15 protein-coding genes and 1 pseudogene are annotated in these 17,588 nt (G+C 67.1%); 8 read left to right on the forward strand and 8 right to left on the reverse strand.

The annotated features are described in order from the left end of the window. Positions 1–454: 454 nt before the first annotated feature. Positions 455–1,240 (forward strand): sulfate ABC transporter permease subunit CysT, encoded by a 786-nt coding sequence (gene cysT / locus A5694_RS14185; protein WP_064922472.1) that lies wholly within the window; start codon positions 455–457, stop codon positions 1,238–1,240. After that, positions 1,237–2,076: a sulfate ABC transporter permease subunit CysW gene (gene cysW / locus A5694_RS14190; RefSeq protein ID WP_064922473.1), complete on the forward strand. Its 840-nt coding sequence runs from the start codon at positions 1,237–1,239 to the stop codon at positions 2,074–2,076. The genes cysT and cysW overlap by 4 nt, the downstream gene beginning before the upstream one ends. On the opposite strand, the gene A5694_RS14195 is transcribed toward cysW, so the two are convergent. The 3 genes from A5694_RS14195 to A5694_RS14205 are packed head-to-tail and all read right to left on the reverse strand — an operon-like array spanning position 2,057 to position 4,099. Then, positions 2,057–2,806 carry an SDR family oxidoreductase gene (locus A5694_RS14195; RefSeq protein WP_064922474.1) on the reverse strand — a complete coding sequence of 250 codons (750 nt, stop codon included), beginning with the start codon at positions 2,804–2,806 and terminating at the stop codon, positions 2,057–2,059. The two genes, cysW and A5694_RS14195, sit on opposite strands and share 20 nt — an antisense overlap. 9 nt (positions 2,807–2,815) lie before the next feature. Beyond that, entirely contained in the window at positions 2,816–3,679 is an 864-nt protein-coding gene (locus A5694_RS14200; RefSeq protein WP_064922475.1) for an Fpg/Nei family DNA glycosylase, read from the reverse strand. A gap of 18 nt (positions 3,680–3,697) precedes the next feature. After that, positions 3,698–4,099 carry a phage holin family protein gene (locus A5694_RS14205; RefSeq protein WP_064922476.1) on the reverse strand — a complete coding sequence of 134 codons (402 nt, stop codon included), beginning with the start codon at positions 4,097–4,099 and terminating at the stop codon, positions 3,698–3,700. Positions 4,100–4,234: 135 nt separating this feature from the next. Between A5694_RS14205 and A5694_RS14210 the strand changes: the two genes are divergently transcribed. The 5 genes from A5694_RS14210 to A5694_RS14225 all read left to right on the forward strand — a co-directional run bounded on the left by A5694_RS14210 (position 4,235) and on the right by A5694_RS14225 (position 9,284). After that, positions 4,235–5,137, forward strand: coding sequence for an AurF N-oxygenase family protein (locus A5694_RS14210; protein WP_064922477.1), 903 nt, complete (start codon positions 4,235–4,237; stop codon positions 5,135–5,137). Further along, positions 5,134–5,850 carry a DUF4873 domain-containing protein gene (locus A5694_RS14215; RefSeq protein WP_064922485.1) on the forward strand — a complete coding sequence of 239 codons (717 nt, stop codon included), beginning with the start codon at positions 5,134–5,136 and terminating at the stop codon, positions 5,848–5,850. The genes A5694_RS14210 and A5694_RS14215 overlap by 4 nt, the downstream gene beginning before the upstream one ends. A 40-nt stretch (positions 5,851–5,890) precedes the next feature. Next, positions 5,891–6,760, forward strand: a complete 870-nt coding sequence (locus A5694_RS14220; RefSeq protein ID WP_064922478.1) for a TIGR03619 family F420-dependent LLM class oxidoreductase — start codon at positions 5,891–5,893, stop codon at positions 6,758–6,760. Positions 6,761–6,910: 150 nt separating this feature from the next. Next, a complete protein-coding gene (locus A5694_RS24100) occupies positions 6,911–7,060 on the forward strand; it encodes a hypothetical protein (RefSeq protein WP_165604343.1) in 150 nt (49 codons plus the stop codon). A gap of 112 nt (positions 7,061–7,172) precedes the next feature. Continuing rightward, a complete protein-coding gene (locus A5694_RS14225; RefSeq protein ID WP_234786460.1) occupies positions 7,173–9,284 on the forward strand; it encodes a cellulase family glycosylhydrolase in 2,112 nt (703 codons plus the stop codon). Here the strand turns inward: A5694_RS14225 and A5694_RS14230 are convergent. Both A5694_RS14230 and A5694_RS14235 read right to left on the reverse strand, forming a co-directional pair. Further along, a pseudogene (locus tag A5694_RS14230) lies at positions 9,283–10,230 on the reverse strand (fumarylacetoacetate hydrolase family protein); the annotation flags it as partial. The gene A5694_RS14225 and the pseudogene A5694_RS14230 overlap by 2 nt on opposite strands. A 3-nt stretch (positions 10,231–10,233) precedes the next feature. Then, positions 10,234–12,510 (reverse strand): ATP-dependent DNA ligase, encoded by a 2,277-nt coding sequence (locus A5694_RS14235; protein WP_064922480.1) that lies wholly within the window; start codon positions 12,508–12,510, stop codon positions 10,234–10,236. 73 nt (positions 12,511–12,583) lie between these two features. On the opposite strand from A5694_RS14235, the gene A5694_RS14240 reads away from it, so the two are divergent. Then, complete coding sequence (locus A5694_RS14240; RefSeq protein WP_064922481.1) at positions 12,584–13,459, forward strand: Ku protein; 876 nt, start codon at positions 12,584–12,586, stop codon at positions 13,457–13,459. Here A5694_RS14240 and A5694_RS14245 read toward each other — a convergent pair. From A5694_RS14245 to A5694_RS14255, 3 genes are all read right to left on the reverse strand, one after another. Continuing rightward, entirely contained in the window at positions 13,407–16,274 is a 2,868-nt protein-coding gene (locus A5694_RS14245; protein WP_064922482.1) for an RND family transporter, read from the reverse strand. The two genes, A5694_RS14240 and A5694_RS14245, sit on opposite strands and share 53 nt — an antisense overlap. Further along, complete coding sequence (locus A5694_RS14250) at positions 16,271–16,723, reverse strand: MmpS family transport accessory protein (protein ID WP_185746671.1); 453 nt, start codon at positions 16,721–16,723, stop codon at positions 16,271–16,273. The genes A5694_RS14245 and A5694_RS14250 overlap by 4 nt, the downstream gene beginning before the upstream one ends. A gap of 73 nt (positions 16,724–16,796) precedes the next feature. Then, positions 16,797–17,402: a TetR/AcrR family transcriptional regulator gene (locus A5694_RS14255; RefSeq protein ID WP_064922484.1), complete on the reverse strand. Its 606-nt coding sequence runs from the start codon at positions 17,400–17,402 to the stop codon at positions 16,797–16,799. Positions 17,403–17,588 lie beyond the last annotated feature (186 nt).

A 17,588-nucleotide genomic window follows, 5' to 3' on the forward strand; every position in this document is an offset into this window, starting at 1 on the left:
GGAGTCAGCGACAACAGCGCCCAACACCGGATGCCATCAGCATGGCGCGAAGCCTAAAGAACGAAGCGCGGCCGGGCATCTCAGCCGCGCCGCTTCAGACACCGCCCGGCCCGGTCACGGGTAAAAAGTCAGGCCGAGAGAAAAGCCGAGGCGCTACATCGCCCGGCCGCGCTTCGTTCTTTAGGCTTCGCGCCATGCTGATGGCATCCGGTGTTGGGCGCTGTTGTCGCTGACTCCTCGTCGACCGGCTTGGTCGCGAGCTCAGACCTGACACTTCGTGGTCACCCTCGGCAGTGACCCGTGCCGAAGATCTCCGGCATTGGAAGGCCCCATGTACTTGTCCCCCGAACCCGGTGGAGCGACGCTCGACGCCGCGATCTCCGGCGGAGCTCTCCGGCACGCCGCCGTCAGGAGACTCGCCGCGGCGGTAAACGCAGCGGCACCCCGGCGCACCATGGTCACGCCGCTTCGCATCGGCGTAACGACGCTGTGGCTGTCGGTCATCGTGCTGCTGCCGTTGGCCGCGATCGTCTGGCAAGCAGCGGGCCGGGGCTGGCACGGGTTCTGGCTGGCCGTCACCTCGCACGCGGCGCTGGAATCCTTCCGGGTCACGCTGACCAGCGCGGTGCTGGTGACCGCGCTCGACGTGGTCTTCGGCCTGGCCACCGCGTGGGTGTTGGTGCGTGATGACTTCCTCGGGAAAGGTCTGGTCGATGCGTTGATCGACCTGCCGTTCGCGCTGCCGACGATCGTCACCAGCCTGGTGATGCTGGCGCTGTACGGCAACGCCAGCCCGGTCGGTATTCACTTGCAGCACACGCCGTCCGGGGTGGTGATGGCGTTGGCCTTCGTCACCTTGCCCTTGGTGGTGCGCGCCGTCCAGCCGGTGCTGCTGGAGCTCGATCGAGACGCTGAAGAGGCGGCCGCGTCACTGGGCGCTACCCGGCTGACCACCTTCCGGCTGGTGCTACTGCCGTCGCTGTGGCCCGCATTGTTGACCGGGACCGGCCTTGCGTTCTCGCGCTGCCTCGGGGAATTCGGCTCGGTCGTGACGATCGGCGGCGCTGTTCCCGGCAGGACCGAAGTGTCATCGCAGTGGATACGCGCACTGATCGAGAATGACGATCGCACCAGCGCAGCCGCGATATCGATTGTGCTACTGGCGGTCTCATTCGCCGTGCTGGTGGTGCTGCGGACGGTGGGCGGGCGTGCCGCCAAACGGGAAGAGGAGGACGGGTGACGGCGCGGTTCGAGCGGCGCCACCTGCTTCGGGGCGCCGTGTTGGCCTACATCGGCGTGATGCTGATCGCTCCGGTATCGGTGATCCTGTACCGGACATTTCGGCCCGGCCTCGGTCATTTTTGGGCCTGGGTGAGCACCCCGGCGGCCATCTCGGCGCTGAAACTGTCACTGCTGCTGGTCGTCATCGTGGTCCCGCTGAATGCACTGTTTGGCGTGGTCGCATCGATCCTGTTGGTGCGCAACAGGTTTTGGGGACGGTCGGCATTGCAGGCGGTCATTGATCTTCCGTTCGCGGTCTCGCCGATCATTGTGGGGGTCGCGCTGATCGCGCTGTGGGGTTCGTCCGGGGCCTTGGGATTTGTCGAGAACCATCTCGGATTCAAGATCATCTTCGGGCTGCCCGGGATGGTGCTGGCCAGCATCTTCGTCACGCTGCCGTTCGTCGTGCGCGAGGTCCAGCCGGTGCTCATGGAGGTCGGCATCGAACAGGAACAGGCGGCGGCCACGCTGGGAGCGAATTCGTGGCAGACGCTGTGGCGGATCACGCTGCCGTCGATCCGCTGGGGCCTGACATATGGCGTCGTGCTGACCACCGCGCGCACGCTCGGTGAGTTCGGTGCCGTCATCATGGTGTCGTCGAATCTGCCGGGCGGTTCGCAGACTCTGACCTTGTTGGTGAACGACCGCTACCACCGCGGCGCCGAGTACGGCGCCTACGCGCTGTCCACGCTGCTGATGGGTGTCGCCGTGGCGTTCTTGATCGCGAAGACGATGCTGCTGGCGTACCGCAACAGAACCAGGGCGCTGGACTGGCTCAGGCGAAGCGTTTGGTGAACCGCGGCGGCAGCCGGCGCATCACCCACACCATCGGCGCCCACGGCCACGGCGGCACCACCGCGCGGCCGGTTTCGCGTTCGATCGCGCGCACCATCGCCTTGACCCCGGATTCGTTGTCCACCATCAACATCGTCGACGCCGACTTGGCCGTCATCTCCGATTCGATATAACCCGGCTCCAGCACCGTGACCTTGATCGGGCCACCGGCGTACTCGGCGCGCAGCGATTCACCCAGCGACGACACCCCGGCCTTGCTGGCGGCGTAGGCCGCCTTGACACCGGGAACGCCCTTGTTGCCCAGCACCGAGGAGATCAGCACCAGGTGCCCGCCGCCCGCGGCGTTGAACATCTCGATTGCCGTCTCGATCTGCACCAGCGCGGCGACCAGATTGGTCTCGATGGTGGCCTTGTTGGCCCACAACTTGCCGGAACCCAGGCGGGCGCCCTTGCCGATACCGGCATTGACGACGACGCGATCGATTCCGCCGAGCTCAGCGGCGAGCTGGGCGAACACCTTGGGCACCTCATCATGGTCGTTGACGTCGAGCGCGGCCACCGCGATCCGGACGCCGGGATGCTGCTGCGTCAGTTCGTCTTTGAGTTCCTCAAGGCGATCGACGCGGCGCGCGCACAGGGCCAGGTCACGCCCACGCGCGGCAAACGCGCGGGCCATGCCGGCGCCCAGGCCGGAGCTGGCCCCGGTGATGAGGATCTTCTGACGGGTCACCCGGGCAGCCTACTTGAGCAAACGCGACATGCGCCGGTCCGCGAGCACCTTGCCGCCGGTCTGACACGTCGGGCAGTACTGGAAGGACTTGTCGGCGAACGACACCTCCCGCACCGTATCGCCGCAGACCGGGCAGGGCAGCCCGGTGCGGGCATGCACCCGCAGCCCGGAGCGCTTCTCGCCCTTGAGCGTCGCGGCCTGTTGGCCGACCGAACGGGTCACCGCGTCGGTCAGCACAGACTGCATCGCCTCGTGCAGCGCGGCCAGCTGCGCATCGGAGAGCTTGGCCGCGGTGGCGAACGGCGAAATCCGTGCGGTGTGCAGGATCTCGTCGCTGTAGGCGTTGCCGACTCCGGCGATCACCTTCTGATCAGTGATGACGGTCTTGATGCGTCCGGTATTGCCGGCCAGCAGCCCGCCCAGCGCGTCGCGCGTCACCTCCAACGCATCTGGACCCAGCGCGGCGATGCCCGGCACCTTGTCCGGGTCGTCGACGAGCCAGACCGCCAGCCGCTTCTGGGTCCCGGCCTCGGTGAGGTCGAAGCCGGGCGCCTGCCCCGGGGCGCCCAGGTGCACGCGCAGTGCGATCGGCCCCTTTCCGGGCCGCAGCGGCGCCGGCGCCAGCTTGTCCGACCAGCGCAGCCAGCCCGCCCGGGACAGGTGCGCGATCAGGAACAGTTCGCCGGCCTGCAGCCCGAGGTACTTGCCCCAACGCTGTGCGCCGGTGACCGTCTGACCGTGCAACGCCGCCAGCGGCGGGTCGAAGGTCTTGAGCACCGACAGCGCCACCACGTCGACGCGGCCGACCTGGCGGCCGACGGCATGCCTGCGCAGGTGGTCGGCGAGCGCTTCGACTTCGGGCAGTTCCGGCATGCGCTTGAGTCTGCCTGGTTACCGGGTGATGCGCCGGGCGTCGCGCAGCACCAGCGACAGCACCCAGCTCACCAGGGACAGCACGATGGCGGCCCAGATCGCGTCCCACCAGAAATCGGCGATGTAGAGCCCCCAGTGCTTGGCGGTTTTGTCGGTGATCCAGGCGGTGATCATGAGCATCAACGCATTCACCACGATGTGGAACAGGCCCAGGGTGAGGATGTACAGCGGGATCGACAGCAGCTGCACCACCGGTTTGATGAACGCGTTGACCAGCCCGAAGATCAACGCGATGACGAAGATGATGCCCACCCGCTGCAGAGTGGTGTCACCACCGATGATCTCCACCCCCGGAACGATCTGGGTGACGATCCACAGCGCGAATCCGGTCAGCGCAGCACGAAGCACGAAGGCGACCATAGGCAGATCTTGCCACCGGGCCGCGCCCCGGCGACGACACTCACACCGGACCGCAAGTACCCGGTACCGTAGGTATTGACTTGTTTGGTGGCGGCTCCTAGCTTCGTGGGAACCGACGCGAGAAGGGATTCTGCGATGACCACTGCCATGCGGCCGAGCGGACCTACCCGGGAGGACTTCGCCGAACGCCTGTTGAAGGGCTCGGTGAAGAAGTCTTACGCCCCGGTTGTCGACATCGACTGGGACGCCCCGATCGACCCGGACAAGTTCTTCCTGCCGCCGCGGATGTGCACCCTGTACGGCACATCGCTGTGGGAGGCGATGACCCGCGAGCAGCAGATCGAGATGTCGCGCCAGGAGCTGGTCAACGTGCTGTCGGCGGGCGTTTGGTTCGAGAACATCCTCAACCAGGCGCTGCTGCGCGACATGATGCACAAGAACCCCACCTCGCACACCACCCACTACTCGCTGACCGAGCTCGGTGACGAGACCCGGCACATGCTGATGTTCGGCAAGACCATCGACCGGATCGGCGGCGTGCCGGTGCGCCCGAAGCTCTACCAGCGCATCATCATCAACTCACTGCCGTTCCTGTTCCGCGGCAGCATCCTGTGGGGCGCCGCCCTGGTCGGCGAGGAGATCTTCGACGCCCTGCAACGCCAGATCCTCGACGACCCGGACCTGCAGCCGATCGTCCGGCGGGTGATGCGCATCCATGTCACCGAGGAAGCCCGGCACATCCAGTACGCCCGCGACGGCCTGCGGCGCAGTGTCCCGGCGATGCCGCGCTACCGCCGCGCCCTGCTGGCAAACCTGCAGGGCGTGGGCGGACCGTTCTACCGCCATCTGTTCACCCTGCCGATCGTCTACAACCGGGTCGGGCTGGACGGCCGCGAAGCCCGCCGGGTGGCGCGGGCCAATCCGAACTTCCACGCCGCTTGCCGGTCGTCGTTCGCTCCGCTGGCCGCCTTCTTCACCGAAGTCGGCCTGATGGGCCGGCTGGCCCGGCGGATGTGGCGGCGGGCCGGCTTCCTGTGACCGGCATCCACGACGTGGTCGTGCTGGGCGACCCGGCACGGCTTCATGGGCTGCTGGCCGGCGCGCGCGTCGTCGCCGCGGCCGCGTCCACCCGATTCGACAGCGCCCACGAGACGTGGGCGGTGAGCACCCCCGAGGGCGAGGTACTGACCGCGCGGGTCCTCATCGATGCCACTGCCTCGCGTGACGACGTCGTCGCTGCACACGGGACGCCCAACCGGTTCCGGATCCCGGGACCGCATACCCGCCGGCAGGCCCGATACGTGGCCCGGATCGTCGACGTCATGCAGCGCAGCGGCGCCGGCCGCATCGAATCCCGCTCTCCCCGGCTGCGCGTGCACCGGCTGCTGCCGACCCGCGGGGCTTCGCGGTTCTTTCTCACCGGCTCGGTAGCCGTTGATGACGAGCTTTACGACGGGCCGGCTGTGCTCACCCACAACGGCAAGGACTACCCGACCCGGGTGCGGCTGGCGGGCCACTTCGACCCAATCGACGGCCAATACCATTGGCAGGGAATGTTTTTCACCGATCTCGCGGGCGCAAATGTCACCGGCTCCAAGGTCAGCATCCGGATCGGCGAACACAGCGCGCAGGGACGCGTCGCGGAGCGGACGCCGTGGGGCACCCTGACGGTGGCCGGCGCGGCCGGATATCCTCCGTATCCCCTGGAGGACCCCGAAGAACTGCGAATCGCGATGCCGCCTTCGGTCTAAGCTCCTGGAGAGTACGCCCAGCGACCAGCGAGGAGACGACGTGCGGTTCACCTATGCCGAGGCGATGACCAACCCGAGCTACTACATTCCGCTCGCCAAAGCCGCCGAGGCAGCCGGCTACCACAGCATGTCGATCCCGGACAGCATCGCCTACCCCTTCGAGTCGGACTCGAAGTATCCCTACACCCCGGACGGCAACCGCGAGTTCCTCGACGGCAAGGCCTTCATCGAGACCTTCGTGTTGATGGCGGCGCTGGGCGCGGTCACCAGCACGTTGCGGTTCACACCGTTCGTGGTCAAGCTGCCGATCCGCCCGCCGGCCTTGGTGGCCAAGCAGGCCGGTTCGCTGGCCGCGATGATCGGCGACCGGCTCAGCCTGGGCGTCGGCACCAGCCCCTGGCCGGAGGACTACGAGCTGATGGGGGTGCCGTTCGCCCGGCGTGGCAAACGGATGGACGAGTGCATCGAGATCATCCGGGGGCTCACCACCGGCGACTACTTCGAGTTCCACGGCGAGTTCTACGACATCCCCAAAACCAAGATGACCCCGGCGCCGGCGCAGCCCATTCCGATCCTGATCGGTGGCCACGCCGATGCCGCGCTGCGCCGGGCTGCGCGCAACGACGGCTGGATGCACGGCGGCGGCGACCCGGCCGAGCTCGACGGCCTGATCGCCCGGCTCAAGCAACTGCGCGAGGAGGAGGGCCGTACCGGTCCGTTCGAGATCCACGTGATCTCGGTGGACGGGTTCACCCTCGACGGCATCAAGCGCCTGGAGGACAAGGGCGTCACCGACGTCATCGTGGGCTTCCGGGTGCCCTACATCGTCGGGCCCGACACCGAACCGCTGGACGACAAGATCCGCAACCTGGAGCGCTTCGCCGAACACGTCATCGCCAAGGCGGGGTGACCGCGATCACATGCGCGCTCGCGCGTGTGCAGCGTCACTGTGTCGGTGGGAAACATTTCGGCGCCCCGGGCGTTGACTGACCGTGTGCGCTGATCGCCGATCGGCGGTCGAGTACTGCAGCTCTCGTCGCGCGACCTGCGGGAGGTATTGATGACTACGCAGACTTGCCTGCCGGCTCAGCAGCCGCGAGGTGGCCACGGCGACTATCAACGCGCGGTTCACCTGCAGCGCGCCGCCGCGAGTGAGGCGGCCCAGAGCGATGCCCGTCGCCAGTGGATCCGCGCCGCCACGCAGTGCTGATCGACGCGATCCGGCACCTTTTGCCGCGAATCCCTCCGGACCGTAAGTAACTCGTTTACTCTTCTCAGACGCACCTCAGAAATTACTCGCGTCCTGGGAAGGGTTTGCCGAGATGGCTGGTCACCGCAGCAAGGTCGTGGGCACCAAAGTTGCCGCAGTAGCCGCATTCCTGACGGTAGTCCCGCTGGCCCCACCGGCGCACGCCGACATCGACGACATGATGGACGTGCTGTTCGCGCCGTTTGTCACCGCCGCCGGCACCCTCGACGGCGACGCCGTGTTCGACTCATCCGCGTGGGATACCTTCCTGTCCTCCGCCCACTGGGACGCGGCACTGGCCGCGCTCGCCGAACCGGGCCCCGGGGTGGGATTCGACTTCTACACGGGGCTGCACGACCTCGCCGAGAAGTGGATCGACAGTGAGATCGGCGGCCAGGTCAACGGCGTCATCAACCAGCTGTTCGGATCGACCGTCATCGGAAACGGCGCCGACGGCACCGAAGCCCACCCCGACGGCGGCCCTGGCGGCTGGCTGTTCGGTGACGGCGGCGCGGGCTGGAACAGCACCACCGAGGGTGTGGCCGGCGGCCACGGCGGCGCCGCCGGGCTCTTCGGCAACGGCGGCGACGGCGGCGACGGGGGTGCCGGGGCCGCCGGCGGTGACGGCGGTGCCGGTGGCTGGCTGATGGGCAACGGCGGCCACGGCGGCGAGGCCGGCAACGGCGACACCGCCAGCGGTCTGCCGGCCCTCGGCGGGGCCGGCGGCAACCCCGGACTGTGGTACGGAACCCACGGCGCGGCAGGTCATTTCGGTGCACTGACGAGCGGTATCACCGGGACGGTCGCGCCGCCGGTCGAGGTGTCCAACGGGTGGCTCACCAACGGCGCCGGCCAGGTCGTCATGTTGCACGGGCTCAACCAGGTCTACAAGATCCCGCCGTATGAACCGTCGGCCGACGGGTTCAGCGACGACGACGCCGCGTTCCTGGCGGCCAACGGCTTCAACGCGGTGCGCCTGGGGGTCATCTGGTCCGCGGTGGAACCGCAGCCCGGCGTCATCGACTACGACTACCTGGCCTCGATCCAGCAGACCGTGCAGATCCTGGCCCAGCACAAGATCGTCGCGATCCTCGACATGCACCAGGACCTCTACAACGAGGAGTTCGGCGGCGAAGGCGCACCCGCGTGGGCGACCGACGGTGGTGGCCTGCCCAACCCCGACATGGGCTTCCCGGGCAACTACTTCCTCAACCCGGCGCAGAACCACGCCTGGGATGCGTTCTGGGGCAACGCCAAAGCTCCCGACGGCGTTGGCCTGCTGAACCACTACGCGCAGACCTGGCAGGCGGTCGCCAACTACTTCAAGGGCGACGCCAACGTCGCCGGCTACGAAATCATGAACGAGCCGTGGGCGGGGAGCAACTGGCTGGGCAGCCTGTTGGGCAACCCGTACTTCGAGGGCCAACAGCTGACCCCGTTCTACAACCAGATCGACGCGGCGATCCGCTCCGTCGACCCGAACAAGACGGTGTTCTTCGAGCCCACCACCCTCTTCGGCAGCCTGCCGGTGCCGACCCACCTGGGCACGGTGGACGACGAGAACTCGGTCTTCTCCTTCCACAGCTACTGCATCACGACGTCGTTGTTCCCCGATCTGAGCTTCGGCTGCGATCTGAACGCCGACGCCGTGTTCGCCAACGCGGCCGATTACGCACAGGCGCACAACATCCCGGCGTTGCTGACCGAATTCGGCGCCACCAACACCATCCCGACCATCACCGCCAGCATGCAGGCCGCCAACAAGTACCTGTGGGGCTGGACCGAGTGGGCCTACACCGGCAACGACATCACCAGCGCCTCACCCAACGGCCAGGCGCTGGTGATCGACCCGAGCAAGCCGCTGATCGGCGACAACGTCAACTTCGACAAGTTGATCGCGCTGTCCGAGCCCTACCCGCAACTGATCTCGGGCACCCCGACGTCGCTGTCGTTCGACAATGGTGTCTTCTCGTTCAGCTACTCCACCGATCACGCCGACGGCTCGGGTGCGTTCGGCGCCGGTTCGGTGACCACCATCTCGGTGCCGGGAGATCAGTACCCGAACGGCTACACGGTGAGCGTCACCGGTGGGCACGTCACCTCCGGCGCAGGCGCCTCGGTGCTGACCATCGCTTCGGACTCCGGCGCTGCCACGGTGACCGTGACGATCACCCCGAAGTCTTAGGCCGGAGACGCTCGGCCAGGGGCAGCGGCGGGGCGCTGGCGCGCACGGTCTGGCGCAGCTCGCCGAGGCCCTGCACCTGCAGCGTCACCACGTCCCCGTCGCGCAACCAGCCCGGAAACGCTTGCGGCGCCTCGGGATCGAGGTGCTCGAGGAGCGTGCAGGTCGGAACCGTACCGGAGCCGAAGACGTCGCCGGGAATCAGCGGCACCCCCCGTGAGGCGTAGCTGATGATCTCGCCGAAGCTCCAGTCCATGGTCCCGGTCGACCCGATGCCGACGATCACGTCGTTGACGATCGCGGTGGCATGCAGGCTCAGCCGGCCGTCGCGCCGATACGGTTCGAGCTCGTCAGGAGTGACCAGGAACGGCCCCAGCGTGACACCACTGTCCTTGCCCTTGCCCTGACCGATCGCCAGGACGCCCTCGCGGGCTTGCAGGTCGCGCGCCGACCAGTCGTTGAAGATGGTGTAGCCGATGATGGCTTGCTCGGCTTCGGCCACCGACAGGTTCGCTCCCGGCGTGCCGATGACGGCGGCGACCTCCAGCTCGAAGTCCTGGCAGGCACTTCCGGGCGCTGCCGGCGCGTCATCGTAGGGACCCAGAACCGTTGCCGGGCAGGCGAAGTAGAAGGCCGGTATCTGATACCAGGTGTCGTCGAGCACCGGGCTGCGCCCGGTCGCGGCCAGGCAGTTACGCATGTGGTCCAAGAAGCACAGGCTGTCGCGGATCGAAGGCGGACGCGGGATCGGCGCCATCAGCGCCGCCTGGTCGAGCCGCGCCGTCGCCGACGGCGCGTTCAACGCTCGCTCGCCGGCGTCGCGCAGCCCGTCCGGGCCGAGCCGGATCAGGTCCAGCAGGGTCGTTCCGGGCGCCGCGGCGTGGATCACCTCGCCGTGCAGCACCCCGGTCCGTTCGCCGTCCTCGCTTCGATAGGTCACCCAGCGCACCGGTCAATCCTCACTTACCACCTCCGCGGGCGTCTTGTCGGGCCGCAAGCCGCGCCAGCTGGGTTGGCGCAGCCGGCCGTCGTCCGTCCGCTCGCTGTAGCGCACCTCCCCCACCAGCGTCGGCCGAACGAAGGTGACGCCCTTGGCATCGGCGCGAGGCAGCGGCGCGTCGAAGGGCGATTCATCCGTGGGCGTCAGCTTCTTCTGCAACGCTGCCAGCGCGCGGTCGGTGAACCCGGTGCCGACGCGCCCCACAAACCGCAGGCCGTCGGCAGCCGGGATACCCATCAGCAACGACCCGATCCCCCCACCGCGAGCACCCTCACCGGCCCGCCAGCCGCCGATCACCACCTCCTGGGTTCGCCAGTATTTGTCCTTGACCCACGCCGGTGACCGGCGGCCCGGCTGGTAGGCCGAGTCCCATTTCTTGGCCACCACGCCTTCCCAGCCCAGCCGGCGGGACCGCTCGAGCGCCTCGGCGCCGTCGGCGGCCAACAGGTCTTTGACCACCAAACCGGTTCCCTGCGCGAGCGTTTCCAACAGGCGGCGACGGTCCCGATACGCCACGCGCAGCAGCGGACGACCATCGAGGAAGAGCAGATCGAAGGCCCAGTACTGAACCCGCGCGGAGCGGGCGCTGTTCTGCATCGCGGCGAAGCTGGGCACGCCGGCGTCATCGAGGGCGACGATTTCGCCGTCCAACACCAGGTGATGCTCGGTGAGGTCGGCGGCCAGCGACCGCAGCTGCGGGTACTGGCCGGTGACGTCGCGTCCACTGCGCGCACGCAACCGCACCCGGCCCCGGTCGGCCTCCACCAGCAGCCGGTAGCCGTCCCACTTGCCCTCGAAGGCCCAGTCGTCGGGGTTCAGCTTGCTCACCGACCCGTGGGTGGCCAGCATCGGCGCCAGCTGAGTGAACGAGAACGCCTGCTGGTCCTTCATCCGGTGCGCCAGCCACTGGTCGCCCTTGGTCTGGATCAGCGCATAGCGTCCGGAGATCCGGCTGCCCTGCAGTACGACGATGACCTCGCCTTTGTCGGCGGTGTCGTCGAACTTCTCGGCCACGTAGCTGCCCGAATCCCAGATCCGCACCGTGCCGGCGCCGTACTCGCCCTTGGGGATGGTGCCCTCGAAGCTGCCGTACTCCAGCGGATGGTCCTCGGTGCGCACCGCGAGATGGTTGACCGATGGTGTATCGGGCAGGTTCTTGGGCACCGCCCAGCTCACCAGCACGCCGTCGCGCTCCAGCCGGAAGTCGTAGTGCAACCGACGGGCATGGTGCTCCTGGATGACGAAACTGTTGCCTTCGCCTGGCGCCGGCGCTGCGGCCGGCACCGGTTCGGGCGTCTTGGCGGCGTCCCGCTTGGCCCGATATGCGGTAAGCCGGTCTGGCTGGCGCAGCGGGGGATCCAACCCGGCCAACAGATCGCCGTCGCGGGCCACGCGCGCCAGCACCTCGTCGTAGCGCAGCTGGCCCAGGTCCGGGTCGTCGAGCTCTGCCCAGGTGCGCGGGGCGGCGACCGTCGGATGCTCGCGGCCGCGCAGCGAATACGGCGCGATGGTGGTCTTCGCGGCATTGTTCTGGCTCCAGTCCACGAAGACCTTGCCGGCCCGCAGCTTCTTGGCCATGGTCGCCGTCACCAACTTCGGCATAGCGCTTTCCAGTTGCTGCGCAACGCGTTTGGCTACCGCGGCGGCGCCGGTGCTGCTCACCGGGCGTTCCAGGGTGGTATAGAGGTGTAGCCCCTTGCTGCCGCTGGTGAGCGGGAACACGGTCAGGCCCAGGTCGTCCATCAGTTCGCGGATGGCTCGCGCCACCGCGGCGAGTTGGCTCATCGTCACGCCCTCGCCGGGATCCAGGTCGAACACCAGCCGTGTTGCCAGGCCCGGCTTGAGCACCTCCCCACCGCGTGTCCACTCGGCTTCGAAACGCCACTGCGGCACGTGCACTTCCAGCGCGGCCTGCTGGGCGATCCAGGCCAGGCCGTCGAGGTCGTCGATGATCGGATAGGCGGTGGTGCCGGAGCGGTGCTGCACCTCGGCGCAGCGCAGCCACGCCGGCGCCGAGCCGGCGAGCTGCTTTTCGAAGAAGGAGCCCTGTTCGACACCGTTGGGCCAGCGTTTGCGGGTCGCCGGGCGCCCGGCGATGTGCGGCAGCATCACCTCGGCGATGCGCGTGTAGTAGTCGAAGACGTCGGCTTTGGTGGTGCCCGTAGCGGGGTAGAGCACCTTGTCGGCGTTGGTCAGTTTCACCCGGGTCTTGGAGGACGCAGCGCCCATGCTGCCAACTTACGTCGCGGCCACGTCGTCTCAATACCGGTTATGGGCACTCCGGCGTGGGCATACTGGCCCCATGCGTTCCATCTGGAAGGGTTCGATCGCATTCGGTCTGGTCAACGTCCCGGTGAAGGTCTACAGCGCCACCGAGGACCACGACATCAAGTTCCGTCAGGTGCACGCCAAGGACCACGGCCGGATCCGCTACCGGCGGGTGTGCGAGGAGTGCGGCGAAGTCGTCGACTACGCCGACATCGCCCGCGCCTATGAGTCCGACGACGGCCGGATGGTCGTGATCACCGACGACGACCTGGCGAACCTGCCCGAGGAGCGCGACCATGAGATCGCGGTGCTGGAGTTCGTGCCGGCCAGCGATCTGGACCCGATGCTCTATGACCGCTCCTATTTTCTGGAGCCGGCGACGAAATCGATCAAATCCTATGTGCTGCTGGCCAAGACGCTGGCCGAAACCGACCGGGTGGCTATCGTTCATTTCACGCTGCGTAACAAGACCCGGCTGGCCGCGTTGCGGGTCAAAGACTTCTCCAAGCGTGACGTGATGATGGTGCACACCCTGTTGTGGCCCGACGAGATTCGCGATCCCGACTTCCCCGCGCTGGACACCAAGGTGGAGATCAAGCCTGCCGAGCTGAAGATGGCCGGACAGGTGGTCGAGTCGATGGCTGACGACTTCGATCCCGATCGCTACCACGACACCTACCAGGAGCAGCTGCACGAGCTGATCGAGGCCAAACTGGAAGGCGACGAGGCCTTCACGCCTGAGGAGCGGCCCGCCGAACTCGACGCCACCGAAGACGTCTCCGACCTGCTGGCCAAGCTGGAGGCCAGCGTGAAAAAGCGCTCAGCCGCCAAGAAGGCGCCGGCCAAAAAGGCGCAGGCTAAGAAGGCTCCGGCGAAGAAGGCTCCGGCCAAGAAGGCCGCGGCGAAGTAACACTTGTGGCCGCCGGCGCGGGCCGCTGGCGCACCCGTTGCGGCCACCAGAACCAGCGCCCGAGCAAGGCGGCGATGCTCGGCGTCATGAACGACCGCACGATCAACGTGTCGAACAGCAGCCCGAGTGCGATCGTGGTCCCGATCTGGCCGAGAATCCGCAGGTCACTGAAGATGAACGAGGCCATGGTGGCGGCGAACACCAGCCCGGCGGCAGTCACCACCGAACCCGTCCCGCCCATCGCCCGGATGATGCCGGTCTTCAAGCCGGCGCCGATCTCCTCGGAGAACCGCGAGATCAGCAGCAGGTTGTAGTCCGAGCCCACCGCCAGCAGCAGGATGACCGCCAGCGCCAGCACGATCCAGTACAGCTGAATGCCGAACAGGTACTGCCACACCAGCACCGACAGCCCGAATGAGGCGCCCAGCGAGAGCGCCACCGTGCCGACGATGACGATCGCGGCGACCAGGCTGCGGGTGATGATCATCATGATCAGCAGGATCAGGCTCAGCGCGGCGATCCCGGCGATCAGCAGGTCATAGCGGGCCGCGTCGGCGATGTCCTTGTAGGTGGAGGCGGTGCCCGCCAGGTAGATGTGCGACCCCTGCAGCGGGGTGCCCTTGACCGCTTCTTTCGCGGCGTCGCGGATCTTGTCGATGTGGGCGATGCCTTCCGGGGTCGCCGGGTCGCCCTCGTGGGTGATGATCATCTGCGCGGCTTTGCCATCCGGCGACAGGAACAACTTCATCCCGCGTTTGAACTCGGGATTGTCGAACGCCTCGGGCGGCAGGTAGAACGAGTCGTCGTTCTTGGCTTCGTCGAAGGCCTGGCCCATGGCGGCCGGGTTGTCGTTCGCGGCCGCGGACTGGTCGCTGATCCCGGAGTTGGTGGCGTAATTGTTCAATGCCAGGTCGCGGTTGACCTGCTGGCTTTCGATCTGGGAGGGGATCAACTCCACCAGCTGTGGTTGGAGTGCGTCCAATTGGTCGAAGGCCGTAGTGAGCTGTTCGAGCTTTTCGCTGAGTTTGTCGATGCCGTCCTGCAGGTCGAACACGTTGCGCAACGCCGCGCACACCGGGATGTCGAAGCAATGCGGTTCCCAATAGAAGTAGCTGCGGATCGGCCGGAAGAAGTCGTCGAAGTTCGCGATCTGGTCACGCAGGTCGTTGGTGAGGGCGACGGTGTCGTGAAAGCTCTGCGTTTGGGTGTGGGTGGCATCGGCAAGCTGCTGTTGCAGCGCGTACTGCTGCTGCAGGATTTGGATCGACTTCTCCGCTTCGGCCGCCTGCTTGAGCAGGTCGGCCGCCCGGTCCATCTGATACTTGAGGTTCTGGGTCTGGGCGACGCTGCCCTGGCCGACCGCAAACGGTATCGAGGTGTGCTTGAGCGGTGTGCCCAACGGCCGCGTAATCGATTGCACCTTGGCGATGCCCGGTGTGTGGAACACCGCCTTGGCGACCCGCTCCAACACCAGGAACGACGCCGGGTTGCGCAGATCGTGGTCCGATTCGATCATCAGCAGCTCCGGGTTCAGCCGGGCCTGGGAGAAGTGCCGTTCGGCGGCCGCGTAGCCGATATTGGCCGGGGCGCGGTCGGGCATGTACTCGCGGGCGTCGTAGCTGGTCTTGTAACCCGGCAGGGCGAGCAGACCGATCAGGGCGACCCCGCAAGCCACCACCAGAATGGGCCCGGGCCAGCGGACGATGGCGGCGCCGATCCGTCGCCAGCTGCGCGTTCGCATCGCCCGGGTCGGTTCGAAACGGCCGAGCCGGCTGCCCAGGGTGAGCACGGCCGAGGTGAGGGTGAGCGCAGCGATCAGCGCCACGAAGATGCCGATGGCGGCCGGCAGGCCCAGGGTGTGAAAGTAAGGCAGCCGGGTGAAGCTCAGGCAGTACACGGCACCGGAGATGGTCAGGCCCGAGCCGATCACGACGTGGGCGGTGCCGCGGTACATGGTGTAGAACGCGGTTTCCGGGTCTTCGCCGGCCGCGCGCGCCTCCTGGTAGCGGCTGATGATGAAGATCGCGTAGTCGGTGCCGGCGGCGATCGCCAGCAGAGTCAGCAGATTCGTTGAGTACGTGGATAATCCGATGATCTCGTGGTAGCCGAGGAACGCGACGAAACCACGGGCGGCGGCCATCTCGATGGCCACGGTGAGCAGCGCCAGCACGGTGGTGGCGACCGAGCGGTAGACCGCGAACAGCATGACCGCGATCACCAGGAAGGTGATCGCGGTGACCTTGTTGGTGCCCTCACTCCCGACCGAGAACTGGTCGGCGACCAGTGGTGCGGCTCCGGTCACGTAGGCATGCACGCCGGGCGGTGCCGGGGTGCGCTCGACGGTGTCGCGGACGGCGGCAACGGACTCATTGGCCAATGTCTCGCCTTGACTGCCGGACAAAAACACCTGCGCCAGTGCTGCTTTGCCGTCGTTGCTCTGCGAGCCCGCGGCGGTCAGCGGGTCACCCCAGAAGTTCTGGATGTGCTGGACGTGTTTGGTGTCGCGCTCCAGCTCGGCGACCAGGGTGTCATAGAACCGGTGCGCGTCGGCGCCCAGTGGCTCGTCACCTTCGATGACGATCATCGCCGCGCTGTCGGTGTCGTACTGCTGGAACACTTTTCCGATGCGCTTCGCCGCCTGGTACGACGGCGCGTCCGGAGAACTCATCCCCACGTTGTGGGCTTCGGCGACCACTTCCAGCTGTGGAACGAGACTGTTCGTCACCGCGGCCAGCGCCACCCAGAACAGCACGATCGGCAGTGCCAGGCGGCGGATGGTGCGCGGCCAGAAGGGCCGCCGGCCGTCGTCGCTCATCCGGACTTGTCCAGACAGAAGGTGTAAGCACTCACGGTGTTGACGATCCTTTCGTCCTTGAGCTCGCCGTCGATGAAGATGCGGCAGCCCAGCGTGTCGCCGTTGCCCTGCGCCCGAAGATCGGCGATAACGGCCGGCTCGGTCGTCGTCGCCTGGTATCTCCAGGGCAGCGGGGCATCGATGACCTGCTGCGGAGCGGCGTTGACATCGAGGTAGTTGATGGTGGCGGTAGCCCCCGAGGCCCCCGGCGCGCCGAAGACCTCGTAGACGACGTCCTTGGGGTTGAACGGGACGATTTCGTCAACCGCGTCGCTGCGCGTCGACGTGGTGTCGCCCGAGCCGAAGATGCCGTGCAGTCGGTAGACACAGAACGCCGCGACGGCAAACACCACCACGGCGACGATGACCATCCAGCCCCTCCTGACCAGCGGAAACAACGGCCGTCTCATCACCGCCTCAGCGTACGGTACGGAACCGTACGGCTCAAGAGGTTGGGGCAGCGTTGATTTCGGGAGGCCGGCGTCAGCGGGCGCCGCGGGTCAGGCTCGGCAGGATCACGCCGTCGACCAGATCGACGACGGTGCGCGCCGTGGGCGCCCGGCCGGAGACCAGGGACCGGAAGATCAGATAGCCGGGCAACACGTCCCACAGGTCGTCGTCTATCGCGGCGGCATCGATCTCGCCGCGGTCGACCGCTTGCCCCAGGATGTGGTGAATCAGCGCCTTGCGCTGGTCGACGAATTGGTGCTGCATCACCTCGTTCAGCGCCGGGTTGCGCGACACCTCGACCAGGACGGCGCGCAGGGTGCCGGCGTGGCGCGCGGTCTGTTCGCAGATCAGTTCGCCCAGACGCAGGAGATCCCCGCGCAGCGTGCCGGTATCGGGCGGGACGGCGACCTGGCGGATGCCCTCGGTGAATGCGGCCAACACCAATTCAGCTTTCGACGGCCAACGCCGGTACACGGTGGCCTTACTCGCCCGCGCGGTGGCCGCCACCGCGTCCACCGTCAACCGGTCGTAGCCGTTCTCCTGCAGCAGCTGCAGCGTGACGTCGAGCAGCTCGACTTCACGCGGCGACCAGATCGAGGTGCCGGCAACGTCGACGTTCTGACTCACGGGATCAACCATAGAATGCCGCCGATTCGAAAGAACGTTTCAGCTCGCAGTCGATATCGCCAGATAGGCGGCGCGAGTGTGGTACCGCCGGCGTGAGTTCATCTGCCCGTGGACGTCAAGGTGGGGTTTTGTTGAGGGCGCGTTCGGAGTTGATGTGGTGGGCGCGGTCTTGGGTTCGGGTGCGTGTGCGGGTGGGCA

It is taken from the genome of Mycolicibacter sinensis, from assembly GCF_001667945.1.
Classification (GTDB): Bacteria; Actinomycetota; Actinomycetes; order Mycobacteriales; family Mycobacteriaceae; genus Mycobacterium; species Mycobacterium sinense_B.